The sequence below is a fragment of the Streptomyces sp. IBSNAI002 genome (assembly GCF_052244475.1).
Lineage (GTDB): Bacteria > Actinomycetota > Actinomycetes > Streptomycetales > Streptomycetaceae > Streptomyces.
In genome coordinates, this window is record NZ_JBQPXG010000002.1 from 6,620,800 (window position 1) to 6,645,576 (window position 24,777).

The 24,777-nt window shown below is 72.8% G+C and carries 18 protein-coding genes; 12 read left to right on the forward strand and 6 right to left on the reverse strand.

What is annotated here, in order from left to right:
- Positions 1-75: 75 nt before the first annotated feature.
- The 3 genes from ACTVZO_RS31365 to rsgA all read left to right on the forward strand — a co-directional run bounded on the left by ACTVZO_RS31365 (position 76) and on the right by rsgA (position 3,412).
- Positions 76-807 (forward strand): TetR/AcrR family transcriptional regulator, encoded by a 732-nt coding sequence (locus ACTVZO_RS31365; RefSeq protein WP_443301522.1) that lies wholly within the window; start codon positions 76-78, stop codon positions 805-807.
- Positions 791-2,008 (forward strand): cytochrome P450, encoded by a 1,218-nt coding sequence (locus tag ACTVZO_RS31370; RefSeq protein ID WP_443301523.1) that lies wholly within the window; start codon positions 791-793, stop codon positions 2,006-2,008. The genes ACTVZO_RS31365 and ACTVZO_RS31370 overlap by 17 nt, the downstream gene beginning before the upstream one ends.
- A 273-nt stretch (positions 2,009-2,281) precedes the next feature.
- A complete protein-coding gene (gene rsgA, locus ACTVZO_RS31375) occupies positions 2,282-3,412 on the forward strand; it encodes a ribosome small subunit-dependent GTPase A (protein WP_443301524.1) in 1,131 nt (376 codons plus the stop codon).
- Between the two features lie 208 nt (positions 3,413-3,620).
- Here the strand turns inward: rsgA and ACTVZO_RS31380 are convergent, their stop codons facing one another.
- Both ACTVZO_RS31380 and ACTVZO_RS31385 read right to left on the reverse strand, forming a co-directional pair.
- A complete protein-coding gene (locus tag ACTVZO_RS31380) occupies positions 3,621-4,103 on the reverse strand; it encodes a DUF456 domain-containing protein (RefSeq protein ID WP_443301525.1) in 483 nt (160 codons plus the stop codon).
- Positions 4,104-4,127: 24 nt separating this feature from the next.
- Positions 4,128-5,105 (reverse strand): helix-turn-helix domain-containing protein, encoded by a 978-nt coding sequence (locus tag ACTVZO_RS31385; RefSeq protein WP_443301526.1) that lies wholly within the window; start codon positions 5,103-5,105, stop codon positions 4,128-4,130.
- Positions 5,106-5,304: 199 nt separating this feature from the next.
- Between ACTVZO_RS31385 and ACTVZO_RS31390 the strand changes: the two genes are divergently transcribed.
- The 4 genes from ACTVZO_RS31390 to ACTVZO_RS31405 all read left to right on the forward strand — a co-directional run bounded on the left by ACTVZO_RS31390 (position 5,305) and on the right by ACTVZO_RS31405 (position 13,172).
- Positions 5,305-9,072 carry a S8 family peptidase gene (locus ACTVZO_RS31390; protein ID WP_443301527.1) on the forward strand — a complete coding sequence of 1,256 codons (3,768 nt, stop codon included), beginning with the start codon at positions 5,305-5,307 and terminating at the stop codon, positions 9,070-9,072.
- Positions 9,073-9,174: 102 nt separating this feature from the next.
- Positions 9,175-10,839 carry a protein phosphatase 2C domain-containing protein gene (locus tag ACTVZO_RS31395; RefSeq protein ID WP_443301528.1) on the forward strand — a complete coding sequence of 555 codons (1,665 nt, stop codon included), beginning with the start codon at positions 9,175-9,177 and terminating at the stop codon, positions 10,837-10,839.
- 28 nt (positions 10,840-10,867) lie between these two features.
- On the forward strand, positions 10,868-12,610 hold the full coding sequence (locus tag ACTVZO_RS31400; protein WP_443301529.1) for a pyruvate dehydrogenase: 1,743 nt from the start codon (positions 10,868-10,870) through the stop codon (positions 12,608-12,610).
- A gap of 130 nt (positions 12,611-12,740) precedes the next feature.
- The gene (locus ACTVZO_RS31405; RefSeq protein WP_443301530.1) at positions 12,741-13,172 is read left to right on the forward strand and encodes an ATP-binding protein; all 432 of its coding nucleotides are present in this window, start codon (positions 12,741-12,743) and stop codon (positions 13,170-13,172) included.
- 73 nt (positions 13,173-13,245) lie between these two features.
- Here ACTVZO_RS31405 and ACTVZO_RS31410 read toward each other — a convergent pair whose 3' ends face one another.
- Positions 13,246-14,304, reverse strand: coding sequence for a DUF2637 domain-containing protein (locus ACTVZO_RS31410; protein WP_443301531.1), 1,059 nt, complete (start codon positions 14,302-14,304; stop codon positions 13,246-13,248).
- 196 nt (positions 14,305-14,500) lie between these two features.
- The gene (locus ACTVZO_RS31415) at positions 14,501-15,361 is read right to left on the reverse strand and encodes a (2Fe-2S)-binding protein (protein ID WP_443301532.1); all 861 of its coding nucleotides are present in this window, start codon (positions 15,359-15,361) and stop codon (positions 14,501-14,503) included.
- 103 nt (positions 15,362-15,464) lie between these two features.
- Between ACTVZO_RS31415 and ACTVZO_RS31420 the strand changes: the two genes are divergently transcribed.
- The gene (locus tag ACTVZO_RS31420) at positions 15,465-16,130 is read left to right on the forward strand and encodes a GntR family transcriptional regulator (RefSeq protein ID WP_443301533.1); all 666 of its coding nucleotides are present in this window, start codon (positions 15,465-15,467) and stop codon (positions 16,128-16,130) included.
- Positions 16,131-16,161: 31 nt separating this feature from the next.
- On the opposite strand, the gene ACTVZO_RS31425 is transcribed toward ACTVZO_RS31420, so the two are convergent.
- Complete coding sequence (locus ACTVZO_RS31425) at positions 16,162-16,953, reverse strand: hypothetical protein (protein WP_443301534.1); 792 nt, start codon at positions 16,951-16,953, stop codon at positions 16,162-16,164.
- 165 nt (positions 16,954-17,118) lie between these two features.
- Positions 17,119-18,798: a PucR family transcriptional regulator gene (locus ACTVZO_RS31430; RefSeq protein ID WP_443301535.1), complete on the reverse strand. Its 1,680-nt coding sequence runs from the start codon at positions 18,796-18,798 to the stop codon at positions 17,119-17,121.
- 254 nt (positions 18,799-19,052) lie between these two features.
- Here ACTVZO_RS31430 and ACTVZO_RS31435 point away from each other — a divergent pair, with 254 nt between their 5' ends.
- The 4 genes from ACTVZO_RS31435 (at position 19,053) to ACTVZO_RS31450 (ending at position 24,751) form a co-directional block, all read left to right on the forward strand.
- Positions 19,053-19,949, forward strand: coding sequence for an FAD binding domain-containing protein (locus ACTVZO_RS31435; RefSeq protein ID WP_326587260.1), 897 nt, complete (start codon positions 19,053-19,055; stop codon positions 19,947-19,949).
- A gap of 2 nt (positions 19,950-19,951) precedes the next feature.
- Positions 19,952-20,557: a (2Fe-2S)-binding protein gene (locus tag ACTVZO_RS31440; RefSeq protein ID WP_443301536.1), complete on the forward strand. Its 606-nt coding sequence runs from the start codon at positions 19,952-19,954 to the stop codon at positions 20,555-20,557.
- 2 nt (positions 20,558-20,559) lie between these two features.
- Complete coding sequence (locus ACTVZO_RS31445; protein ID WP_443301537.1) at positions 20,560-22,965, forward strand: xanthine dehydrogenase family protein molybdopterin-binding subunit; 2,406 nt, start codon at positions 20,560-20,562, stop codon at positions 22,963-22,965.
- Between the two features lie 322 nt (positions 22,966-23,287).
- Positions 23,288-24,751: an NCS2 family permease gene (locus ACTVZO_RS31450; RefSeq protein ID WP_443301538.1), complete on the forward strand. Its 1,464-nt coding sequence runs from the start codon at positions 23,288-23,290 to the stop codon at positions 24,749-24,751.
- The last annotated feature ends 26 nt before the right edge of the window (positions 24,752-24,777 follow it).

Consider the following 24,777-nt stretch of genomic DNA (forward strand, 5'->3'; position numbering starts at 1 on the left):
GTCAAGGGGGTTGACGGCATGTCAGGTCCGGGCGCACGTTATATCGGGAAGCCGATATAACTCGCGGGAGGCCCCGTGCCGTCACATCCTCCTCCACCCCCGCCCCTCTCCCGTCCGCACGCGCGACCGGACCGCGCGCCGGAGTCGCGCCAGGCGCAGCGCAAGTCCCAGACCCGCTCGCGCCTCATCGACGCCGCGGCCGAACTCTTCGCCCGCAAGGGCTTCCACGCCGTCTCGGCGGAGGCCGTCGCCGACGCGGCCGACCGGACGACCGGCGCCCTCTACAGCCACTTCGGAGGCAAGGAGGGCCTGTTGCTCGCCCTGCTCGAGGTCTGGACGGAACGGACCGCCGAGGAACTCGCCGCCGAGATCGCGGACAGCGCGGACCCGGCGGACCCCGCCACGCACTTCTCCGCCATGTGGGCCGGTCTCACCCGACCGCACCCCGACCGGGGCGACTCCTGGCTGCTCCTGGAGGCGGAGCTGTGGCTGCACGCGGCCCGGGGTCCGCTCCTCGGAGGCCTGCTGGCCCGGCGCTACGCCGAGGTCCGCGCCCAGCTCGGCGAAGGCCTCGCCGACTGGGCCGAGGCCACCGGCACCCCGCTCACCCGCCCGCCGGAGGAGACCGGCGCCCTGGTACTGGGCGTCCTGCTCGGCCTGGCCATGCAGCACCGCCTCGACCCCCGGGGCATCCCCGGCACCCTCGTGGTCGAAGCACTGGGCGCTCTCCTGACCCCACACACCGACGCCACCCCCACCCCCGACCCCACCCCCCGAAGGGAGCCGGACCGTGATCCCCACCGGTGAAGTGGACCTGCTGGAAGACACCTGGGCCCGCGGGGTCCCGCACGAGCAGTTCACCAGGCTGCGCCGGGAGGACCCGGTGCACTGGCACGAGGTGCCCGGCGCCCACGAGGGCTTCTACGCCGTCACCCGGCACGCCGACGTCAAGGAGATCAGCCGCGACCCCGGGCTGTGGTCCACCGAGCTCGGCTCCTTCATGGTCCGCGACCAGAGCCCCGAATCCCTGGCGGCCCTGCGGCTGGTGCTGCTCGGCATGGACGCCCCGCGCCACTCCCGCTACCGCGCCCTGGTCGGTGCGGGCTTTACCCCCCGGGTCGTACGCCGCCTGGCGGCGCGGATCGAGGAGCGGGCGGCGGCCCTGGTGGAGCGCGCGGTCACCCCCGGCCGGGACACGGACTTCGTCTCGGAGGTGGCCGCCTGGCTGCCCATCCAGACGATCTGCGAGATGGTCGGCGTACCCCCGGGCGACGAGCGGCTGATCTTCGACTGGAGCAACCGGATGGCCGGCGGCCAGGATCCGGAGCTCTCGGCGGGCAAGCACGACAGCGACCTCGCGGCCGCCGAGATCTACTCCTACTGCGACGCGCTGGCCGCCGAGCGGCGGGCGCACCCCCGCGAGGACATCCTCTCGAGGCTGGTCCACGCGGAGGTCGACGGGGACCGGCTCACCCCCGACGAGATCAACATGTTCTTCGTGCTGCTGTGCGTCGCGGGCAACGAGACCACCCGCAACCTGCTGTCCCACACCGTGCTGGCGCTGGCCGAGCACCCGGCGGCCCGCGCCGCACTGGCCGCGTCCCCGCAGGACGGGGCGCTGTGGACCTCGGCCACGGAGGAGTTCCTGCGCTGGGGCGGCTCGATCCACAACTTCCGGCGCACCGCGACGCGGGACACCGTCCTGCGGGGCCGGCCGATCGCGGCGGGGCAGAAGGTGGTCACGTACTACACCTCCGCCAACCGGGACGAGGAGGTCTTCACCGACCCCTTCGCCTTCGACGTCCGCCGCACCCCGAACGGCCACCTCGCCTTCGGCGGCGGGGGCCCGCACTTCTGCCTGGGCGCGGGGCTGGCACGCACCCAGATCAAGGCCCTGATCCGCGAACTCCTCGTCCACCACCCGAACTTCGCCCTCGCGGGCGAGGTGCGCCGGCTCCGCTCGGACTTCATCAACGGCATCAAGCACCTGCCGGTCCGGTTCGGCTAGCGCCCGCCGCGGCATCCGGGCCGCGAAAAAGAATTGGCGCCCCCGGGAGCGGGCTTGTTACGGTGAATCCGTTCCCGCCGACCAGAGCGGAACACCAGCACGCGCATGACCCGGAGGTGAGTTCATTGATGACTGTCGTCAGGCAGGGCGCCGTCGCCCGCACTCAGAAGGCCATCAATGTCACTTCCGTGGTCTCCGGCTGACCTCACACCTCTTCGCGCGCCGCCACCGAGCGGCAGCGCGCTGCCGGGGCCACCCTGTGAAGGGTTCCCCTTGTCTCTCGCATCGCATTCCTCTTCCTCCTTCTCTTCTTCCTCCTCGTCGTCCCGGGACACCGCCCTGGCCCACTTCGGCTGGGACGCCGCGTGGTCGGTCGAGTTCATCCCGTACGCCGAGCAGGGCCTCTTGCCCGGCCGGGTCGTGCGCGTCGACCGCGGTCAGTGCGACGTCATGACCGAGCACGGCATCGTCCGTGCCGACACCGCCTTCGTCACCCCGCACGACCCGCTGAGGGTCATCTGCACCGGCGACTGGGCCGCGGTCGAGCCGACGGGCAGCCCGCGCTACGTGAAGGCGTACCTGCCGCGCCGCACCGCCTTCGTGCGGTCCACCTCCTCCCAGCGGTCCGAGGGGCAGATCCTCGCCGCCAACGTCGACCACGCGATCATCGCGGTCTCCCTCGCCGTGGAACTGGACCTGGGGCGCATCGAGCGCTTCCTGGCCCTGGCGTGGGAATCCGGGGCGCAGCCGCTGGTGGTCCTCACCAAAGCCGACCTGGTCCCGGACCCGGCCGTGCTCGCACACCTGGTCCAGGACGTGGAGACCACCGCGCCCGGGGTCCAGGTACTGACGGTCTCCTCCCTCACCGGGGAGGGCACGGACGTCCTGACCGCCCTCGTCGGCGGCGGAACGAGCGTGCTGCTCGGCATCTCGGGCGCCGGCAAGTCCACCCTGGCCAACACGCTGCTCGGGGCTGACGTCATGGAGGTCCAGGAGGCCCGCGAGGTCGACGGCAAGGGCCGCCACACCACCACGACGCGCAACCTGCTCGCCCTGCCGGGCGGCGGAGTCCTGATCGACACGCCAGGACTGCGCGGCGTCGGGCTCTGGGACGCCGGGACCGGCGTCGGCCAGGTGTTCTCGGAGATCGAGGAGTACGCGGAGACCTGCCGCTTCCACGACTGCGCCCACGAGGCGGAGCCGGGGTGCGCGGTGCGGGCCGCCGTGGCCTCCGGAGAGCTGCCGGAACGCCGCCTGGAGAGCTACCGCAAGCTGCTGCGGGAGAACCAGCGGATCGTGGCCAAGACGGACGCCAGGCTCCGCTCGGAGATCCGCCGGGACTGGCGCCTCAAGTCGGCGGAGGGCCGCGCCAACTACGCAGCCAAACGCACAGGCCGAGCCTGACCCCCCACCCCCGGCCCCGGCCCTGCCGATTCCAGCCCCGGACGGAGTCTGGGGGAGGGTCTGGGGCGAAGCCCGGGGAACGGTGGAAGGGGGGACGGGGCGCGGCTCCGGGCAGCGGCCCGGGTCCGGGACCGGGACCCGGGATCCCGGACCCGGATCCGGGTCCGGGCCCGGCCCCGCCAGCCCGCCCCCCCCGGGAGGGGCCGGTTCAGGACGACGCCACCACGCCCACCCACGCCCCCGTCACCATCAGGCACGCCAGCAGTTCCACCAGCACGCTCGTCCCCACCGCCCGCATCACCGTCCGCGCCGACGCCCACGCCTCGCCGTGCGTCCCCAGGCGCCGCCGCTCGCACAGGTAGATGCCGCCCACGAAGCCCGGGACCGCCCCCAGCACCGGGATCAGCACGAAGCCCAGTACCGCTCCGGTGCCCGCGTACACCGCCATCCGGGGGGTCGCCGTCACCCCGTGCAGCCGCCGCGGCGGGAGCAGCCACTTCACCACCTGGACCACCAGCAGCAGGGCCGTGGCCGCGACCAGCAGGGTCCACGCCTCCGCCGACCGCACGCGCAGCGCCCACCACAGCAGCCCGGCCCACACCAGCCAGGTCCCCGGCACGCCCGGCACCAGTACCCCGAGCGCCCCGAGGACCAGCACCAGCCCCACCAGGAGCAGCTGCGGCAGATCCATCTGCTCAGCGTGACCGACCAGGGCCTATCGGGCCACCCAGCCCCGTTCGTAGGCGTGCCAGCCCAGCTGGAGCCGCGTCGTGACCCCCGCCAGCTCCATCAGGCCCTTGACCCGCCTCTGCACCGTCCGCAGGCCCAGTTCCAGGTGCTTGGCCACGCTCGCGTCCGTCATCCCCGCCAACAGCAGGGTCAGGATCTCCAGGTCCGTGGCGTCCGGCCCGCCGTCCGACTCCTCGGGCCCGCCCGACACGCCCAGCCGCAGCGGCAGCGACTCCCGCCACACCGCCTCGAACAGCCCCGTCAGGGATTCCAGCAGCCCCGACGCGTGCACCACCAGCGCCGCCGGCTCCGCGCCGCGCGCCGTCAGCGGGACCATCGCCAGCGTCCGGTCCGCGATCACCAGCTTCGTCGGAACCTCGCCCGTCACCCTGACCCGTTCCCCCCGGGCCAGCGCCGTCGACACCTCCCGGATCCCGCTCGGCTGGCTCAGCACCTCCCGCTCGATCACCACCCGGTAGTCGACCCCGCGTACGGAGGCTCGTTCCTCCGCCTCGTTCTCCGTACCCGTCACCACCTGCGGCCGGCCGCTGACCAGCGCGTACACCTCCCGCTCGGCGCCCAGCTGGAGCTGGTGGAAGCGGTGCGCCACCGCACTCGCGCCCTGCACCACCTCCACGAGGTCGTGCACCGCCGGCTCGGCCGCCTCCGCCCGGTACTCCTCCGCCAGCAGCGCCGCCGTCAGCTCCGCCTGCTCCAGCTCGTGCCGCTGCTGCGTGAGCAGCGCCCCCAGGGCCACCCCCGGCGGCGCCGCCACCCAGCGCCCCGGCCGCGCCGAGGACTGCGCGGCCAGGCCGTGCCGCTCCAGGTGCCGCAGCGCCCGCTCGGTCTGCGGCACCGGCAGCGTCAGCCGGTGCGCGAGGTCGGGCACCTCCGCCGCCCCCAGCGCGACCAGCACGCGGTACGCCGACTCCTGGCCCTCGTCGAGACCTATCGCACCCAGCAACCCGAACACCCACCTCTCAGCCCCGCACCTGGCGGGAAGCGGCCACGGCGCAAACCCGCCGCCGACATCATCGCCGCACCCCCCGCCACTCTGCCAAGGTGACGCCACCGCAGCACCAACATCCGCTGGCCAGAAGCCTTTTACGCGGCAGCTTTGCCGCGCAATGCAGCAGTTGGCCGGAATTCACCTGGGGAGAGCGATGCGCCCGATATCGCGAACGGCGCTCGGGGCGGCCACAGCAGCCGTCCTGGCCGTCACCGCCGTCGGCCCGTCGGCGGCACAGCCGAGCGACGGAGCGCCTGGAAAGAGACCACTCGTGGGCAGCGAGGCGGCCGGAAAGCAGCCCACCGCCCCCGTCACGGTCACCCTCGTCACCGGCGACCGGATCGTGGTCTCCACCGACGCCGCCGGCCGCACCGCCGCCACCGCCATGCCGCGCCCGGACGGCTCGCAGCCGGTGGTGCAGACCCGCCAGTCCGGCAAGGACCTCTACGTCTACCCGGAGAGCGCGGCCAAGGCCCTCGCCGCCGGCAAGGCCGACCACGAGCTCTTCAACGTCACCGGCCTCATCCGGCAGGGCTACGACGACGCGCACGCCAAGAAGCTCCCGCTCATCGCGGTCTACGACGGCTCCGTGAACGTGGCGCGCAGCGCCCCGCCCGCTCCCCGCGGAGCCGAGCGCTCCCTGGTCCTCGACTCCATCGGCGGCGTCGCCCTCTCCGCCGACAAGGAGCAGGCCGCCGCCTTCTGGGCCGACGTCACCGGTACGGACGCCCGCGCGCGCTCCGTCTCGGGCGGACTGAAGAAGCTGTGGCTGGACGGCAAGGTCCAGGCGAACCTCGAGCGCTCCACCCGGCAGGTCGGCGCGCCCGCCGCCTGGGCCGCCGGATACGACGGCAAGGGCACCAAGGTCGCCGTCCTCGACACCGGCACCGACCTCGAACACCCCGACCTCAAGGGCCGCGTCGCCGACTCGAAGAACTTCACCGACTCGGACACCGACGGTGACCGGCAGGGCCACGGCACCCACACCATCTCCACCGTCGGCGGCTCCGGAGCCGAGAGCGGCGGAGCCAAGAAGGGTGTGGCCCCCGGCGCCGAACTGCTCAGCGGCAAGGTCCTCAACGACGCGGGCTACGGTCTCGACTCGTGGATCATCGCCGGTATGGAGTGGGCCGTCGCGAGCAAGGCCGACGTGGTCTCCATGAGCCTCGGCGACCCCAGCCAGACCGCCTGCGACGACCCGCTCGCCGCGGCCGCCGAACGGCTCTCCCAGCAGGGCCCGCTCTTCGTCATCGCCGCCGGCAACTCGGGCCCCGGCAACAACACGGTCTCCTCGCCCGGCTGCGCGGCGAGCGTGCTGACCGTGGGCGCCGTCGACCGCGACGACACCACGGCCGCCTTCTCCAGCCGCGGCCCGGCCGGACTCCAGCACACCCTCAAGCCCGAGATCGCCGCCCCCGGCGTCGGTATCTCGGCCGCCGCCGCCGGCGGCCGCGGGGTGTACGCGTACCAGGGCATGTCCGGCACCTCGATGGCCACCCCGCACGTCGCGGGCGCCGCCGCCATCGTCAAGCAGCGCCACCCCGACTGGACCTCGCAGCAGGTCAAGGCGGCCCTCGTCGGCTCCGCGAACACCGCCGTGCCCGGGGACGTACGGGAGACCGGCGGCGGCCGGCTCGACGTGCGGGCGGCCCTCGACACCACCGTCACCGGAGCCCCGGCCGTCCAGGGCGGCACGTACAACTGGCCGCAGGACCACAGCGACCGCACCACCGTGCAGGTCCCGTACACCAACCTCGGCAAGAGCCCCGTCACCCTGAACCTCGCCGTCGAGAAGATCACCGGCAACGACGGCTCCGCCGTCCGCAGCCAGGTCGCCCGCCTCGGCCAGCGCACCGTGACCCTCCCGCCGGGAGCCACCGTCAAGGTGCCGCTGGCCCTCGACCCCGCCGCGAAGCTGGAGCGCTCCCAGTACGGGGACGTCACCGGCCGGATCATCGCCACGGCGGGCGGCGTGCGCGTCTCGACGCCCTTCTCCCTGTACGTCGAGCCGCAGACGGTCACCCTGCGCGTCAAGCTCGTCGACCGGGCGGGCAAGCCGGCCGCCGGACCGTCCTCCCTGGACGTGATCGGCACCGACGACGCCACCGGCGAACGCCGCTTCAACGACGGCTCCGCCGACCAGGTCTACCGGGTCCGGCCGGGCGCCTACTTCCTCTCCGCCTTCGTCGCCACCCCCGACGCGGGTGAGGGCGACGACCGGCTGGTCGACTCCCTCACCTACCTCGGACGCCCGCAGGTCGAGGTGAAGAAGGACACGACCCTCGTGCTCGACGCCCGCAAGGCCGGGCGCCTGGCCATCGAGGCCGACAGGCCGGTCGAGGCCCGCAACACCACCCTCGGCTTCGCCCGCAGCTGGGACGACGCGTGGCTGCACGCCGGCACCGCCATGGGCGGCCGGACCATCCGCGGCTACTACGCCTCCGTCGAAGGCCGCGCGAAGGACGGCGCGTTCGAGTTCGGCAGCTACTGGCGGGCGGCCGCGCCGCTCGTCTCCGAACTGAAGGTCGCCGGCGGCCCCGCCCTGCACCCGATCACCGCGTCCACCGGCAGCGACAACCTCGACGGGAACGGCAGCGCGCCGCTCGTCGACGCGGGCGCGGGCACCCCGGAGGAGCTCGCCGCGGTCGCCGCCAAGGACGCGGTCGTCCTGGTCAAGGCCGCGGACGGGGCGCTGTACGAGGTCGCGCAGAACGCCCGGGCCGCCGGAGCCAAGGCGGTGCTCGCCTACCGCGACGCCCCCGGCCGCTGGGTCGCCTTCACCGGCTACGCGGGCGGCTCGCTGCCCGCGATGGCCATCGAGGCCGCCGAGGGCAAGACGCTGCTGGACCGGCTGGCGGCGGGCAAGGTCACGCTGTCCTGGAAGGCCACCGCGAAGAGCCCGTACGTCTACAGCCTCGCCTTCCCCGAGACGGGCGAGGTCAAGGGCGGCCGCACCCACCGGGTGCGCGACCGCGACCTCGGACAGGTGGAGTCCACCTACAACTCCATGGGCGTGGCCGCCGACTTCATCGACCTGGCCGGCGCCTACCGGCCGATCGGCAGCGCGGTGTTCTTCGGCGGGATTGAGACCGTCGCGGCGCCGGGCCGGCGCACGGAGTTCTACACCGCCGGGGACACGGCCTGGGACCAGCTGCTCTCCAGCAGCTTCCCCTGGGGCGAGTTCATGGTCGGCGAGCAGCGCGTTCACACCAAGGGTCTCAAGACCAGCGCGCGTTGGTACGACGGGGTGACCGGCCCGGTCGCACCGCGCGACACCTCCGGCAAGGAGACGCTGGCCGCCGAGCGCCAGGGCAACCTGATCGGTTTCGCCCCCGCGATGTGGGGCGACGGCCGCCACGCCGCACAGCCTGGCTCCTTCGGCGACATCGGCAACCTGCGGCTCGCGCGCGATGGCGAGGTCATCGGCGAGAGCTGGTACCCGTTCGGGGTCTTCGAGGTCCCGGCCGAGGCGGGCCGGTACGAACTGACCCAGTCCATCGAGAAGATCGGCCCGCCCGCGCGTACCTGGCAGCGGTCGACCTCCGTCCAGACGACCTGGGGCTTCACCTCGAAGCTCGACGCGTCGGCGTACTCGCAGGGCCTGCCGGTCCTCTTCCCGCGGTACGCGGCCCCGCTGGACGGCATGAAGACGGCCGCGGCGGCGAACGGCCAGACCATCGGGCTGAGCGCCACCGGGCACGCGGGCTACGCGCCGGGTGCGCTGAAGTCGGCGAAGCTGTCGTACTCCTACGACGGTGAGAACTGGACCGAGGCGAAGGCGAGCGAGCTCGGGGGCCGGTGGAGCGCGGTCGTGGACCACGCCGGGGCCTCCGGCAAGCAGGTGTCGCTGAAGGTCGAACTGACCGACGCGAACGGTGCCTCCGTTACCCAGACGGTCGTGCGGGCGTACGACGTCCGCTAGTCCGTACGGGTAGGGGTGGAGGGGTCCACCGGGCGGCGGCCCGGTGGACCCTTTTCGCGCATTCGGCGTTTTCCGTCCGCGCGGGAGGCCGAGAATGAGGGCATGAGTCAGCAGGGCGCGGACGACTGGTGGCAGAAGCTGTACGAGGACCCGGACCCGGGCCCGTCGCCCGACCCGGGCGACACCCTGGACCACCGCTTCGACACGGCGGCCAACCTCACGACGACCGGAACCCCGGCCCCGGATCCGGCCGCGGGCCCGAAGGTGCCCGCTGCCCGGGCCCCGGCCCCGGACCTGCCCGCGCAGCCGCCCCCGCCCCCACCGGGCACCGCCCCGAACCAGCCCCCGGGGCTGCCTTCGGTGTCGGGTCCGGGCCGGGCCCCGGCGGCCGGGGCCGGGCCGGTGCCGGTGCCGGGGCAGGCGGGTCCGCCGCCGCCCCCGCCCGCGCCGTCGCAGGCCCCAACCCCTGCGGAGGCGCTGCTCCCGGGCCCCCGCCGTTCTCCGCCACCGCCCCCACCGGGATGGCCCCCGGCCGCACCGCCAACGGCCGCGGCCCCGGCCCCGCCTCCGCCCCCACCCGCCGCGGCTCCGCCTCCGCCCCCACCCGCCGCGGCTCCGCCTCCGGCCACCCCGCCGGCGGCCGCTCCGCGGGATCCGCGGGAAGGGGGCGCCACCGGGTACGCGCTCGGGGGTGTGGACGTACCGCCCGTGCGGCGGTGGGAGGTGCCGCGGGAGCGGGAGGAGGCGGCGGAGCCGGGGCCCGCCCCCACCGGTCCGGCACCCGCCGGGCCCGAGGCACCCGCCGCGCCCGCGGCGGCGGACCGGCCCGCGGCGGCGGACCGGCCCGAGGTGCGGCACCTCGGGGACCGTGCGCCCACCTACGCCGCCGAGCCCGGCTCGCTGCCGCCCGCCGACCCGGCCGCCCTGGACGCGCTGACCCCCGACACGGTCCTGGAGGGCGCCCGCTACGGCACGTACACCCTGCGCGCCGCCTCCCTGCGCGGGGACTCCGCCCGGTTCCGCGGCGAGGCCCGCCGCGACTTCCTGCTCACCGCCCGCTTCGGCGGCGGCGACGACGCCCTGGTCCTGGTGGTCCTGGCCGGCGGCGACCGGGCCGCCCCCGGAGCGGCCGAGGCCGCCGCCGAGCTCTGCCGCACCGTCGCCGCGGCCGTCGGGCGGAGCCAGGGGCGGCTGGGCGAGGACATCCGGGCCGGGCGTCGCGACGCCCTGCGCTCGGGCCTCCAGCGGCTCACCGACCGCGGCTACGGACGGCTGCGCGCCCGCGCCGCCGAGCTGGGGCTCGCCGAGGAGGCGTACACGGCCGGACTGCGCGGCCTGCTGCTCCCGGTGGACCCCGAGTGCCGCACCCGGGTGTGCTTCGGTGCCGGCGCGGGCGGGCTGTTCCGGCTGCGGGACGGCGCCTGGCAGGACCTGGAACCCGCCGGGCCGCCCACACCGCCCGCCCCGCCCTCCACCCCGCCCGTCCCGACCGCCCCGCCCGTCCCGACCGCCCCGCCCACCCCCGGCGGGGACACCGAGTACGGCTTCCGTTTCCGCGCCTCCGTGGCCCGCCCCGGTGACACCCTGCTGCTGTGCTCCGGCGGCCTGGCGGAGCCGATGCGCGAGGAGCCGCTCCTCCCGGAGGCGCTCGCCGCGCGCTGGGCCGTGCCGGAACCGCCCGGCCTCGCCGCCTTCCTCGCGGACACCCAGCTCCGCCTCAAGGGCTACGCCGACGACCGCACGGCCGCCGCCGTCTGGGAGGCGTAACCGGCGCGCCCGTGGCTGGATAGGAGGCATGGCCAAGCAGAACGTGGCAGAGCAGTTCGTCGACATCCTCGTGCGCGCGGGCGTGCGCAGGCTGTACGGCGTCGTCGGCGATAGCCTCAACCCGGTGGTGGACGCAATCCGCCGTACGGGTGGCATCGACTGGATCCAGGTACGCCACGAGGAGACGGCCGCCTTCGCCGCCGGCGCGGAGGCCCAGATCACCGGCCGCCTCGCCGCCTGCGCAGGCTCCTGCGGGCCGGGAAACCTGCACCTGATCAACGGCCTGTACGACGCCCACCGCTCCATGGCCCCGGTCCTCGCGCTCGCCTCCCACATCCCCTCCTCGGAGATCGGCCTCGGCTACTTCCAGGAGACCCACCCCGACCGGCTGTTCAGCGAGTGCAGCCACTACAGCGAGCTGATCTCCAACCCCCGGCAGATGCCGCGCGTCCTGCAGACCGCCATCCAGCACGCCGTCGGCCGCAGCGGCGTCGGAGTCGTCGCGCTGCCCGGCGACGTCGCCGGGCAGCCCGCGCCGGAGAAGGCGGTGGAGCACGCCCTGGTCACCGCCCGCCCCTCGGTCCGCCCCGGCGACGGCGAGATCGAGAAGCTGGTCCGGCTCGTCGACGAGGCGGACAAGGTCACCCTCTTCTGCGGCAGCGGCACCGCCGGGGCGCACGCCGAGGTGATGGAGTTCGCCGGCCGGGTCAAGGCGCCCATCGGGCACGCCCTGCGCGGCAAGGAGTGGATCCAGTACGACAATCCGTACGACGTCGGCATGAGCGGTCTCCTCGGCTACGGCGCGGCCTACGAGGCGACCCACGAGTGCGATCTGCTGATCCTGCTCGGCACGGACTTCCCGTACAACGCCTTCCTCCCCGACGACGTGAAGATCGTCCAGGTGGACATCCGGCCCGAACACCTCGGCCGCCGATCCCAGTTGGACCTGGCCGTCTGGGGGGACGTACGGGAGACCCTGCGCGCCCTGAACACGCGGGTGCGGGCCAAGACGGACCGCCGCTTCCTGGACCGGATGCTGAAGAAGCACGCCGACGCCCTGGAGGGCGTGGTCAAGGCCTACACCCGCAAGGTGGAGAAGCACACCCCCATCCACCCCGAGTACGTGGCCTCCGTGCTCGACGAACTCGCCGACGAGGATGCCGTGTTCACCGTCGACACCGGCATGTGCAACGTGTGGGCGGCGCGCTATCTTTCCCCGAACGGCAAGCGGCGCATCATCGGCTCCTTCAGCCACGGCTCGATGGCCAACGCCCTCCCGCAGGCCATCGGCGCACAGTTCACCGACCGCGAACGTCAAGTGGTGTCGATGTCGGGTGACGGCGGTTTCTCGATGCTGATGGGAGATTTCCTCACCCTGGTGCAGTACGACCTTCCCGTCAAAGTGGTCCTGTTCAACAACTCATCACTCGGAATGGTCGAGTTGGAGATGTTGGTTTCCGGCCTGCCCTCCTACGGGACGCGGAACACGAATCCCGATTTCGCCGCCATCGCCCGCGCGGCGGGCGCGTACGGGGTCCGCGTGGAGAAGCCCAAGCAGCTCACGGGGGCTCTGAGGGACGCTTTCAAGCACCGGGGACCCGCTCTGGTGGACGTGGTGACCGACCCCAACGCCCTGTCGATTCCACCGAGGATCAGTGCCGAGATGGTGACCGGATTCGCCCTTTCCGCCAGCAAGATCGTGCTGGACGGCGGGGTGGGCCGGATGATCCAGATGGCTCGATCCAACCTCCGCAACGTGCCCCGCCCTTGAGCCCGTATGAGTGCGGACCGGCCCGGGGGGCATGCATCCCGTAGACCTGTTCGAGAGCAATGGACGTGGGAGGTAGACCGCCGTGCGGGTGGGGGCGAACGCGGGGAAGCTGTGGAAGAGGGGCCGGCCGGTGCCTCGCGAACCCTCGGCCGAAGGCGGGGGAGCGGCGGACGCGCTGGAGATCAGCCGCAGCGTCCGCCGGGCCGACCTGAAGGCGGTCGGCGAAATCCGGCGGTCCTTACGGGAGTTGCTGCGCCACCGGTGCCGGGCGGATGCCGCGGAGGTGGCCGAACTCCTCCTCACCGAGCTCGTCACCAACGCCCTCGTCCACACCGAGCAGGGCGCCGAGGTCTCCGCGAGCCTGGATGCCGTCCGGCTCCGGGTGGAGGTCCGGGACTACGCCTCACGGCGGCCCCTGCCGTACGTACCGACCGCCGACGACGGTACGCACGGCCGGGGGCTGGTGCTGGTGCAGGCGCTCGCCGACGCGTGGGGCGTGGACGTGGTGGAACCGGGCCGCGGCAAGGTGGTCTGGTTCGAACTGGACGGAGGGCTCGCCTGAGCGGGCGAGCCCTCCGGGGTCCGGACCCGGGTCCGGACCCGGGTCCGGACCCCGGACCCAGAGCCGGGAGCGGTCAGCCGAACTGCTGCTCCAGGTCCTTCAGTTTGCGCTCCAGCGAGTCGAGCCGGGGAATCGTCTGGGTGTCGTCCTCGGCGGTGAGGTCCACCGTCCGCGGACCGGTCACCTCAACCGCCTCGGTCCGGCTGACGGCCTGCAGGGAGGGCCTGCGGCGGGCGGGCAGCTGTCCCGATTCGGGTATGGCCGGCTCCGCGCCGGCCGGCGCGGAGCCCGCTCCCTGCGTCAGTTCCGGGAGGTCGACCTGGCGGGCGCGGGCCCGCCCGAAGGCCCGGTGCTGCCGGCCCAGCGCCCTGATGTGCGCACGGTCCAGACGGTGCTGCTCCCGCCTGCGGTGCCGGTCGTTCTCCTTCTCCTTCTTGTCCTCGCGGACCTCGTCCACGGCCTCGTCGAGGGTGCGCACCCCCTCCAGCAGCATGAGGGACCACGCGCCGAAGGTCTCACGGGGCGCCCGCAGCCAGCGGACCATCCGGATCTGCGGCAACGGCCGCGGGATCAGGCCCTGTTCGCGCAGCGCCGCCCGGCGGGTCTGCTTGAGGGCCCGGTCGAAGAGGACGGCCGCCGAGAGCGACATGCCGGCGAAGAACTGCGGGGCTCCGTCGTGGCCCAGCCCGCGCGGCGCGTGCACCCAGTTGAACCAGGCTGCCGCGCCCGCGAACAGCCAGACCAGCATGCGCGAGCCGAGGGCCGCGTCACCGTGGCTGGCCTCGCGGACGGCGAGCACCGAGCAGAACATGGCGGCGCCGTCGAGGCCGAAGGGGACCAGGTACTCCCAGCCCCCGGACAGGCTGAGGTTCTGCCGGCCGAAGCCGACCAGTCCGTGGAAGGAGAGCGCGGCGGCGACCGCCGCGCAGCAGAAGAGCAGGACGTAGGAGGCGGTGCCGTAGACGGCCTCCTTGCGCCTGCGGCGCTCCTCGCTGCGCTCCCAGCTGTCCTCGGCGGCGGCCTTCTCGCTCTCGCGCTTGCCCCGGGCCAGTACCGCAACTGCCGCAAGTACGCCCAGGATCAGCAGGCTGCCGGGCAGCAGCCAGTCCAGCGATATGTCGGTCAGTCTCATGCGGATGTCCCTTGCCTCTGCCTCGCGTATGCGGCCTTCCGGCGCCATAGTGGCGCAGTGGATCGGCCCGGCATGCCGGTTTCGGGGCAAGTGGACGCCATCGGGGGGCGGGGCCCGCCGGATAGGGTGTTGTGGTTCGAACTGAAGCCCGTGCAGGGAGGGTTGAGTTCGAATCGCGTCACCCGCGGGGGTGGGTTCAGCTCGCGATCGGCGCCGCCTCCGCCGTGAGCCGGGCGATGCGGTCCGCGTCGCAGGTGCGGGGGCAGGTGACACAGGTGTCGTCCGGCCGGATGGTGTAGAAGAAGCAGCAGCTGGCCCGGTCGCGCGTGGGCAGCTCGCGGCCGTCCGGTCCTTCGAGCGTGCGGAATCCCGCACCCCCGGTGTACGGGGCGGTCGAGCCGGGCAGCAGCGCCTCCAGTTCGGCCATGGCCCGCCGCTCCTCGCCGAGCAGGTCGCCGATGTACCAGAGGCTTTCGACGACCTCGTCGGTCACCATGCCCCACAGGGCCCGCCGGCCGCGCCGCATGCGCGGGCCGAAGCCCGCCAGTACCGGATCGAGGTGCTGGGCCACCGCAGCCCGCACCTCCTCGCGCAGCGCCTCCTCGTCGGGCACGACCCGGGCCCCGGGGAGAGCGGCCGCCGGATCGTCCGGCAGGCAGGCGAATTCCGCCACGTGTACGGCCATCCGGCTCTGCGTCCGGTGGAAGGCCACCTGCGAGACGGGGAGGCGGGGGACCCGCCGCTGGAGGAACCACGGCAGGGTGATCAGCAGGCAGGCCGGCCACGCGTACCGGTGCAGCCCGAAGCTCGCGACCACGTCGGGCCGGGCCCGCTGCCCGTAGTCCCGCAGGACCTGGGCATCGTCCCAGGCCAGGTACGCGTCCAGGGCGGGTCCGCCCGCCGCCAGCTCGTCCGCGCCGACCCAGCCCACACCGCGAGGGGAGGGTTCGTGCGCGGAGTGCTCGACGACCAGCAGCCCGGCGTAGGCCTCGGCCAGCCGGGCGTACGAGACCGTCACCGGGGAGCCGGTGACGGGCGGAACGGCCGTGACGGTCATGACGGACCACCAAATCGCGCGATCGTTAGCAGGTTAGCCTTACCTTACCCGATCTCGGTCAGGCCGTATCCTCGGGGCAGGCCGATACACCGAGGAGGACCGGATGCACGACACGGCCCGAGCCCGGGTACCGGCACAGACGCGGAAGGTGCTGCGCCATTCCGTACGCGGACAGGTGCTCGACGCGCTGCGCGCCGCGCTCGTCGACGGCGAGCTGGTACCGGGCGAGATCTACTCGGGCCCGGCCCTGGGGGACCGCTTCGGCGTGTCCGCGACGCCCGTGCGCGAGGCGATGCAGCAGCTGGCCCTGGAGGGAGCGGTGGAATGCCTCCCGAACCGGGGCTTCCGCGTGCTGTCCCGCACACCGCGCGAGCTGGCGGAGCTGGCCGAGGTACGGGCCATGCTCGAGGTCCCGGTCGTGCTCCGGCTGGCCCGGACCGTGCCGGCGGCGACCTGGGAGGCCCTGCGGCCCGCCGCGGCCGCCACGGCGGAGGCGGCGGCCGCGGGCGACGTGCCGGGCTACGCGGAGGCGGACCGGGCCTTCCACCGCCAGGTGCTCGCGCTGGCGGGCAACGGCCAGCTGGTGCAGGTGGCCGACGAGCTCCACCGGCGGGCCCAGTGGCCCCTGCCGGGAGCGCCGCGGGTGCGCCGTGCGGATCTCGTCGCGGACGCGGCGGAGCACGCGGCGCTGCTGGAGGCGCTCGCAGCCGGCGACCTGCCGGTCGTGGAGTCCCTGATCCGCGAACACTTCGCAGGCTCCACCCCCTGACCGCCCCGCACCACGACCGCCCCGCCGCCGGCTACGCCGCGGGGGACTCGGTCGGGTGGAGCTGGTCCGCCAGCCAGGTGGGGATGCCGCCCAGGAGGTGGAACAGGCGGCGGGCCTCCGCGCGCAGGCGGGTGGCTTCGGGTTCCGGCTCCGCCTCGGCCAGGGCGGCCAGCGCCGGGGCCGTGCCGACCAGGAACCCCAGCTCCTCGCGGATCCGCAGGGACTCCAGGAAGCCGTGGCGGGCCTCCGCCACCTCGCCGTCCCGCAGGGCCAGCGCCGCCAGGTGCCGCCAGGTGAAGGAGAGCAGGAGCGTGTCCCCGTGCGCGACCGCGCCGGCGTGCGCCCGGTGGTACGCCGGACGGGCCGACTGCGGGGCGTCCGCCAGGTGCTCGGCGACGAGCCCCCGCCGGAAGTCCAGCAGCGGACGGGTCCGCGACCCGGGCGAGAGCAGCGCCGCCGCCCGGCCCAGCGCGGAGCGGGCCTCGTCGGCCCGGTCCCGTACGCCGAGCACGGTCGCCGCGTAGGCCAGCTGGCCCCGCTCGCACGCGGCGGCGCCCCGGTCGTCGTCGTCCTGCGCCACCGCCTCGGCGACCCGCAGCGCGTCCTCGGCCTCGGCCCAGCCCTGGCCGGTGAACAGGCACCGCTCGACCAGCAGCGCGGTCCGCTGCACGGCGGCCCCCGCGTTTCCGGCCTTGCCGACGTGTGGTGTCAGCAGCGCCGCCGCGTCGGTCCAACAGCCGCGCGAGCGCAGCCGCCATATCGCCCTCTGGAGGGGGTCGTCTCCCCCGGTAGTTCCGGCACCCGACATGGCGGTTTCCGCCACATTGCCCTCCCCAAAGCAACCAAGCAGCACATCGTTGAGCCCTGGGGCGAAATGAGAGCACGGATCGGCGGCTCCGGCCAAGGGGTCGGGTGAACTCTTTCACAAAGTCCGGACGGATCATCAGCGCCCCCCGGCCGGACCCCGCCGGCCGTGGGGCGGATCTCCTCAGCTCATGCGCAGTGCGAGGAAGAAATCGAGTTTGTCCTCCAGCCGCGACAGGTCACGCGCCGTCAACTGCTCGATCCGCCCGACCCGGTACCGCAGCGTGTTGACGTGGAGGTGCAGACGCGTCGCGCAGCGGGTCCAGGAACCGTCGCAGTCCAGGAAGGCCTCCAGCGTCGGAATGAGCTCCGCGCGGTGGCGCCGGTCGTAGTCCCGCAGCGGGTCCAGCAGCCGGGCCGTGAACGCGCGCCGCACGTCGTCCGGCACGAACGGCAGCAGCAGCACGTGCGAGGCCAGCTCGTGGTGCCCGGCCGCGCAGACCCGGCCCGGACGGGCCGCGGCGACCCGGCGGGCGTGCCGGGCCTCCTCCAGCGCCCCGCGCAGCCCCTCGGCGGAGTGCACGGCCGCGCTGACGCCCAGCGTGAGGCGGCCGTCGTCGGCCAGACCCGCCTGCAGGGGGTCGCGTACGGCCGAGAGCAGCTCGTCGGCGTGCAGGGCCGAGTCGGGGCCCTTGTCCTCCCCGCCCTCCCCGGTCAGCGAGGGCAGCGGCACCAGGGCGATGGCCTCGTCCCCGGCGTGCGCGACGGCGATCCGGTCCGAGGGCTCCGGCCCCGAGACCGACGGGTCGACCAGGATCTCCTCCAGCAGCGACTGGGCCACCGGGCCGCCGGGAATGTCCCCGCCGTCCCAGTCCACCCGGGCCACGACCACCTGCCAGTGCGGGGCCGCGCCCAGTCCGGGCAGCAGCACCGGCGCCGCCACCCGCAGGCGGGCGGCGATCTCGGCGGGCGGAGCACCCGTCTGGACCAGTTCGAGGACCTCCTGTGCGAGGCGGCGCCGCACGGTGCGGGCCGCGTCGCGCCGGTCCCGCTCGACGGCGATCAGCTGGGTGACGCCCTGGAGCAGGTCCAGGCGCTCGGCGGGCCAGTCGCCCGCGTCCGCCTCCACGGCCAGCAGCCAGTCCGACAGCACGCTCTCGCGCACGTCCCGGGAGCCCGGCCCCGCCGCACCCCGGCCGTGTCCCCTGATCGGGAAGAGCGAGTAGGCAATACCCTGAATGGAGATCCGGTGCGGGCCCCTGCGGCCCGTCCGGACCGCCGCGAGGTGCTCGCTCGCCAGTGCCGCGCACACGCCCGGCGCCAGCGGCTCGCCCGCCCCGGCGATCTGCCGGCCGGTGGGGGACAGCACCCAGGCCCGGAGATCGAGGTCGGTGGTGAGCAGATCCAGCACCACATCCGGTCCACCGCCCGCCGGACCCGAGGTCATCAGGCGGCGGTGGCGGTCCACGACGGCCGCGAGATCGCCCGCGCGCTCCCCGGATACCTGGCGAACCACGTACTCGGTGATCGTGGCGAATGCAACGTCTTCGTTCACAGCGAACAGCGGCAGGCGGTTGCGCCGACAGGCTGATACCAGATCGTCCGGGATGTCTCCCAGCTCCGCCTCGCCGGCGGCGAGCCCGGCGACGCCCGCGCTCGCGAGGATTCGTACGAACGGCTCGGAGTCGGCTGAATTTCTTCGCCAGGCCAGGCCAGTGAGGACGAGCTCGCCCCCGGTGAGGTATCGGCTGGGATCGCGCAGGTCGGTCGTCATGACCCCGCGGACCGTCCGGTCGAGTTCGTCCTCGCCGCCCAGCAGCCGCAGCCCCAGCGCCTCGGTTTCCAGCAGTGCGCGCAGCCGCATGATGTCGCCGCCGATCTGTCTCGAATGTTGCCGTTGGAAATCGGGCAGGTCGTCGCATCCTGCCTTTCATACGAATCTACAAGACGAGGGAGGTCGTCAGCCAACTCCTTCATGGTTTCGGTGACTGCACCCGGGGGACGGGCGGCCGGTGTACTGAGTCCACACCGCGTTAACAGCACGTGAACGACCAGTCGAGGGCCTTTGGGCCTCCTGGCTTGAAGTGAACGACCCGATTAAGAAGAAGAGAGCCGCACATGGACTTCCTTCGCCCCGCCAGCTGGGAGGAGGCGCTCGCCGCTAAGGCCGAGTTCCCCACAGCTGTGCCGATTGCGGGTGGCACCGATGTGATGGTCGAGATCAACTTCGACCACCGTCGGCCGGAGTACCTCCTGGACCTGAACCGCATCGGTCTGCTGCGGGAGTGGGAGGTCGGCGAGGACGTGGTTCGTCTGGGCGCCTCCGTCCCCTACACGCAGATCATGGAAAACCTCCGCACGGAGCTTCCGGGTCTCGCGCTCGCCTCGCACACGGTCGCGTCCCCGCAGATCCGCAACCGCGGCGGCGTCGGCGGCAACCTCGGTTGCGCCTCGCCGGCCGGTGACTCGCACCCCGCGCTCCTCGCGGCCGGTGCCGAGGTCGAGGTGGAGTCCGTACGCGGCTCTCGCCTGATCCCGATCGACGAGTTCTACACCGGCGTCAAGCGCAACGCGCTCGCCGCCGACGAGCTCATCAAGACCGTCCACGTGAAGAAGGCGGACGGTCCCCAGCAGTACTCCAAGGTCGGCTCCCGCAACGCGATGGTCATCGCGGTCTGCGCGTTCGGCCTGGCGCTGCACCCGGAGACCCGGACGGTCCGCACCGGCATCGGTTCGGCCGCGCCGACCCCGATCCGTGCGAAGGCCGCCGAGGAGTTCCTCAACGCCGCGCTCGAAGAGGGCGGCTTCTGGGAGTCGGGCAAGGTCATCACCCCGTCGATCGCCAAGCAGTTCGGTGACCTCGCCTCCGGCGCGGCCAACCCGATCGACGACGTCCGCGGCACGGCGAAGTACCGCCGTCACGCGGTTGGCATCATGGCTCGCCGCCAGCTCGTCTGGACCTGGGAGCAGTACCGCGGTACCGGCAACGGCCGCTCGCTTGAAGGGGCTGCGTAATCATGCGCGTCAATTTCACTGTCAACGGCCGTCAGCAGGAAGCCGACGACGTGTGGGAGGGCGAGTCCCTTCTCTACGTCCTGCGCGAGCGCCTGGGCCTGCCCGGTTCGAAGAACGCCTGTGAGCAGGGCGAGTGCGGTTCCTGCACCGTCCGTCTCGACGGCGTGCCGGTCTGTTCCTGCCTGGTCGCGGCCGGTCAGGTCGAGGGCCGTGACGTCGTGACCGTCGAGGGCCTGGCGGACTTCGCCAAGCAGCGCGACGAGCACGGCCACGGCGGTGCCTGCGGCACCGGCGGCGGCTGCGGCAGCAAGGGCGTGTCCCTGGACGCGGCCAAGCAGTGGCAGGCCAAGCCGGGCGACTCGCAGACCGGCGAGGGCACCCCGCTCTCCAACGTCCAGCAGGCGTTCATCGACGCCGGCGCCGTCCAGTGCGGTTTCTGCACCCCGGGCCTCCTGGTCCAGGCGGACGCGCTCCTGGAGGAGAACTCCTCCCCGTCCGACCAGGACATCCGTGAGGCCCTGTCCGGCAACCTGTGCCGCTGCACGGGCTACGAGAAGATCCTCGACGCGGTCCGCCTCGCGGCCGCCCGTCAGGCAGAGGCGGTCTGACCATGGCTCAGAACACGCGCACGGTGCCCGCAGGCGCGCCGACGAACGTCAGCCAGAAGCACAACAAGGGCGGCATCGGCGAGTCCACGCTCCGCCCGGACGGCACCCTCAAGGTCACCGGCGAGTTCGCGTACTCCTCGGACATGTGGCACGAGGACATGCTGTGGGGCCAGACCCTGCGCAGCACCGTCGCCCACGCCGAGATCGCGTCCATCGACATCTCCGAGGCGCTGGCCATGCCCGGCGTGTACTCGGTGCTGACGTACGACGACCTGCCGGCCGAGATGAAGAACTACGGCCTGGAGATCCAGGACACCCCGGTTCTCGCCAACGGCCGGGTACGCCACCACGGTGAGCCGGTCGCCCTCGTGGCCGCCGACCACCCGGAGACCGCCCGCCGCGCGGCCGCCAAGATCAAGATCGACTACCGTGAGCTGCCGCTCGTCACGGACGAGGCCTCCGCCCTCGCCCCCGACGCGCCGCTGATCCACGAGGGCCGCGACGACCACCACATCGGTCACGTCCCGCACCCGAACATCGTGCACCGCCAGCCGATCATCCGCGGCAACGTGGAAGAGGCCCGCAAGCGCGCCGACGTCATCGTCGAGGGCGAGTACACCTTCGGCATGCAGGACCAGGCCTTCCTCGGTCCGGAGTCCGGCCTTGCCGTGCCCTCCGAGGACGGCGGCGTCGAGCTGTACGTCGCCACCCAGTGGCTGCACTCGGACCTCCAGCAGATCGCACCGGTCCTGGGCCTGCCGCCGGAGAAGGTCCGCATGACGCTCTCGGGCGTCGGCGGTGCCTTCGGTGGCCGCGAGGACATCTCGATGCAGATCCACGCCTGCCTCCTGGCCCTGGCCACGAACAAGCCGGTCAAGATCGTCTACAACCGCTTCGAGTCCTTCTTCGGCCACGTGCACCGCCACCCGGCGAAGCTCTACTACGAGCACGGCGCCACCAAGGACGGCAAGCTCACGCACATGAAGTGCAAGATCGTCCTGGACGGCGGCGCGTATGCGTCGGCCTCCCCGGCGGTCGTGGGCAACGCCTCCTCCCTCTCGGTGGGTCCGTACGTCCTCGAGGACGTCGACATCGAGGCGATCGCGCTCTACACGAACAACCCGCCCTGTGGCGCGATGCGCGGCTTCGGCGCCGTCCAGGCCTGCTTCGCCTACGAGGCCCAGATGGACAAGCTCGCGGCGAAGCTGGGCATGGACGCGGTCGAGTTCCGCCAGCTGAACGCCATGGAGATGGGCACGATCATGCCCACCGGCCAGGTCGTGGACTCCCCGGCCCCGGTCGCCGAGCTGCTGCGCCGGGTCAAGGCCCGCCCGCTGCCGCCGGAGCGCCAGTGGGAGAGCGCCGGCGAGGGCGCGGACGTCCGCGCACTGCCGGGCGGCCTGTCCAACACCACCCACGGCGAGGGCGTCGTCCGCGGTGTCGGCTACGCGGTCGGCATCAAGAACGTCGGCTTCTCCGAGGGCTTCGACGACTACTCGACCGCCCGCGTGCGCCTCGAGGTCATCAACGGCGAGCCCGTCGCGATGGTCCACACGGCCATGGCGGAGGTCGGCCAGGGCGGCATCACCGTCCACGCGCAGATCGCCCGCACCGAGCTGGGCGTCACGCAGGTGACCATCCACCCGGCCGACACCCAGGTCGGCTCCGCCGGTTCCACGTCCGCCTCGCGGCAGACGTACATGACCGGTGGCGCGGTGAAGAACACCTGTGAGGCCGTCCGCGAGAAGGTCCTGGAGATCGGCCGCCGCAAGAACGGCTCCTACCACCCCGCGTGGGCGACCGCCGAGCTGCTCCTCGAGAGCGGCAAGGTCGTCACCGACGGCGGCGAGGTCCTCGCGGACCTGGCGGACATCCTCGAGGGCGAGGACGCGATCGACCTGGAGCTGGAGTTCCGGCACCGGCCGACCGTCGCCTTCGACCTGAAGACCGGCCAGGGCGACGGCCACGTCCAGTACACCTTCGCCGCGCACCGCGCGGTCGTCGAGGTGGACACCGAGCTCGGCCTGGTCAAGGTCGTGGAGCTGGCGACCGCGCAGGACGTCGGCAAGGCCCTGAACATGCTCTCCGTGGTCGGCCAGATCCAGGGTGGGACCACCCAGGGCCTCGGCGTCGCGATCATGGAAGAGATCATCGTGGACCCGAAGACCGCGAAGGTGCGCAACCCCTCCTTCACGGATTACCTGATCCCGACCATCCTGGACACCCCGACCATCCCGGTCGACGTCCTGGAGCTCGCCGACCCGAACGCGCCGTACGGCCTGCGCGGTATGGGCGAGGCCCCGACCCTGTCGTCCACCCCGGCCGTCCTCGCGGCGATCCGGCAGGCGACCGGTCTGGAGCTCAACAAGACCCCGATCCGTCCGGAAGCCCTCACCGGGACCCTCTAGGACGGTGTGGTCCGGGGGCCGCGAGGCCCCCGGACCCCCTCAGACTCTCCGGGCGGTGCGACATGGGAACGTCACACTTCACATCGCGCCGCCCGGAGTACCCGAAGTACCGCACCGCTCGCGGTCCGCTTCACCCGGCAGTACCCCTGCGACAACCCCCACGTAGTACCAGCGGTCACCCCCGCACTACCCGCAGTACACGCAGTGCACCTTCGCGTCGCCTCGGGCCGTCACCCCGGGTCGTGCAGCCAACGCAGTTTCCCAAATCCCGCGTCTCCAATCTCCATGCGGGTGCCCCTTTGAACCTTGGGAGTTAGGCACCATGACCCAGTCGTCTGTGGAGCCCAAGACCACCGCGGAAGAGGCCGGCGACGGCTCTCTCAACCCCGCCGGGCGTTCTTGGCTCGACCGGTACTTTCATATAACGCACAGAGGATCCAACGTCGGCAACGAGGTTCGTGGCGGCATCACGACCTTCATGGCCATGGCGTACATCCTCCTTCTCAACCCCCTGCTCCTCTCGGGCAAGGACGTCGCCGGCACCGTCATGGACGGCTCGGCGATCATCACCGCCACCGCCTTCGCCGCGGCCGTGACCACGCTGCTCATGGGTTTCGTCGGCAAGGTGCCGCTGGCCCTCGCCGCCGGTCTGTCCGTGTCCGGCGTGCTCGCCTCGCAGGTGGCCCCGCAGATGACCTGGCCGCAGGCCATGGGCATGTGCGTGGTCTACGGTGTCGTGATCTGTCTCCTGGTCGTCACCGGCCTCCGCGAGATGATCATGAACGCCATCCCGCTCGCGCTCAAGCACGCCATCACCATGGGCATCGGACTGTTCGTCGCCCTGATCGGCTTCGTGAAGGCCGGGTTCGTCGGCAACGGCGGGGAGTTCATGCCCCCCGTCCAGCTCGGCGCGACCGGTGAGCTGTCCGGCTGGCCCGTCCTGCTCTTCGCGATCACCCTGATCGCCATCTTCATGCTCCAGGCCCGCAAGGTGCCCGGCGCGATCCTGATCGGCATCGTCGGCGGCACCGTGCTCGCCGCGATCCTCAACGCCATCGTGGACATCGACCCGAAGGCCTGGAAGAACGGCCCGCCGGAGCTCGACGGCTCCGCGGTCTCGATGCCGAACTTCGAGCTCTTCGGCGACGTCTCCTTCGGCGGCTGGGGCGACGTCGGCTACATGACGGTCGGCATGATCGTCTTCACCCTGGTGCTCGCGGGCTTCTTCGACGCGATGGCCACCATCATCGGCGTCGGCACCGAGGCCAAGCTGGCCGACGACAAGGGCCGCATGCCGGGCCTGTCCAAGGCCCTGTTCATCGACGGCGCCGGTGGGGCCATCGGTGGCGTCGCGGGCGGCTCCGGCCAGACCGTGTTCGTCGAGTCGGCGACCGGCGTCGGCGAGGGCGCCCGCACGGGCCTCGCCTCCGTCGTCACCGGCCTGTTCTTCGCCGCCTGCCTCTTCTTCACCCCGATCACCCAGATCGTCCCGGGTGAGGTCGCCTCCGCGGCCCTGGTCGTCATCGGCGCGATGATGATGCAGAACGCCCGCCACGTGGACTGGGCCGACAGCTCGACCTCGATCCCGGTCTTCCTGACCGTCGTGATCATGCCCTTCACCTACTCGATCACCGCCGGTGTCGCCGCGGGCGTCATCTCCTACGTCGCCATCAAGGTCGCTCAGGGCAAGGCCCGTGAGATCGGCGGCTTCATGTGGGCGCTGACCGGAATCTTCCTGGTCTTCTTCGCGCTGCACCCGATCGAGAGCTGGCTCGGCGTCGGCTGACCGGGCCGCCGCTGATCCGTACGCAG

What these genes read in the sequence shown, in the direction of transcription:
- ACTVZO_RS31440 (WP_443301536.1), top strand. Translation starts at nt 19,952, where the DNA reads ATGCGCGTCAATTTCACTGTCAACGGCCGTCAGCAGGAAGCCGACGAC.
- ACTVZO_RS31430 (WP_443301535.1), bottom strand. Translation starts at nt 18,798, where the DNA reads ATGCGGCTGCGCGCACTGCTGGAAACCGAGGCGCTGGGGCTGCGGCTG.
- ACTVZO_RS31390 (WP_443301527.1), top strand. Translation starts at nt 5,305, where the DNA reads ATGCGCCCGATATCGCGAACGGCGCTCGGGGCGGCCACAGCAGCCGTC.
- ACTVZO_RS31400 (WP_443301529.1), top strand. Translation starts at nt 10,868, where the DNA reads ATGGCCAAGCAGAACGTGGCAGAGCAGTTCGTCGACATCCTCGTGCGC.
- ACTVZO_RS31420 (WP_443301533.1), top strand. Translation starts at nt 15,465, where the DNA reads ATGCACGACACGGCCCGAGCCCGGGTACCGGCACAGACGCGGAAGGTG.
- ACTVZO_RS31415 (WP_443301532.1), bottom strand. Translation starts at nt 15,361, where the DNA reads ATGACCGTCACGGCCGTTCCGCCCGTCACCGGCTCCCCGGTGACGGTC.
- ACTVZO_RS31395 (WP_443301528.1), top strand. Translation starts at nt 9,175, where the DNA reads ATGAGTCAGCAGGGCGCGGACGACTGGTGGCAGAAGCTGTACGAGGAC.
- ACTVZO_RS31450 (WP_443301538.1), top strand. Translation starts at nt 23,288, where the DNA reads ATGACCCAGTCGTCTGTGGAGCCCAAGACCACCGCGGAAGAGGCCGGC.
- ACTVZO_RS31380 (WP_443301525.1), bottom strand. Translation starts at nt 4,103, where the DNA reads ATGGATCTGCCGCAGCTGCTCCTGGTGGGGCTGGTGCTGGTCCTCGGG.
- ACTVZO_RS31435 (WP_326587260.1), top strand. Translation starts at nt 19,053, where the DNA reads ATGGACTTCCTTCGCCCCGCCAGCTGGGAGGAGGCGCTCGCCGCTAAG.
- ACTVZO_RS31445 (WP_443301537.1), top strand. Translation starts at nt 20,560, where the DNA reads ATGGCTCAGAACACGCGCACGGTGCCCGCAGGCGCGCCGACGAACGTC.
- ACTVZO_RS31410 (WP_443301531.1), bottom strand. Translation starts at nt 14,304, where the DNA reads ATGAGACTGACCGACATATCGCTGGACTGGCTGCTGCCCGGCAGCCTG.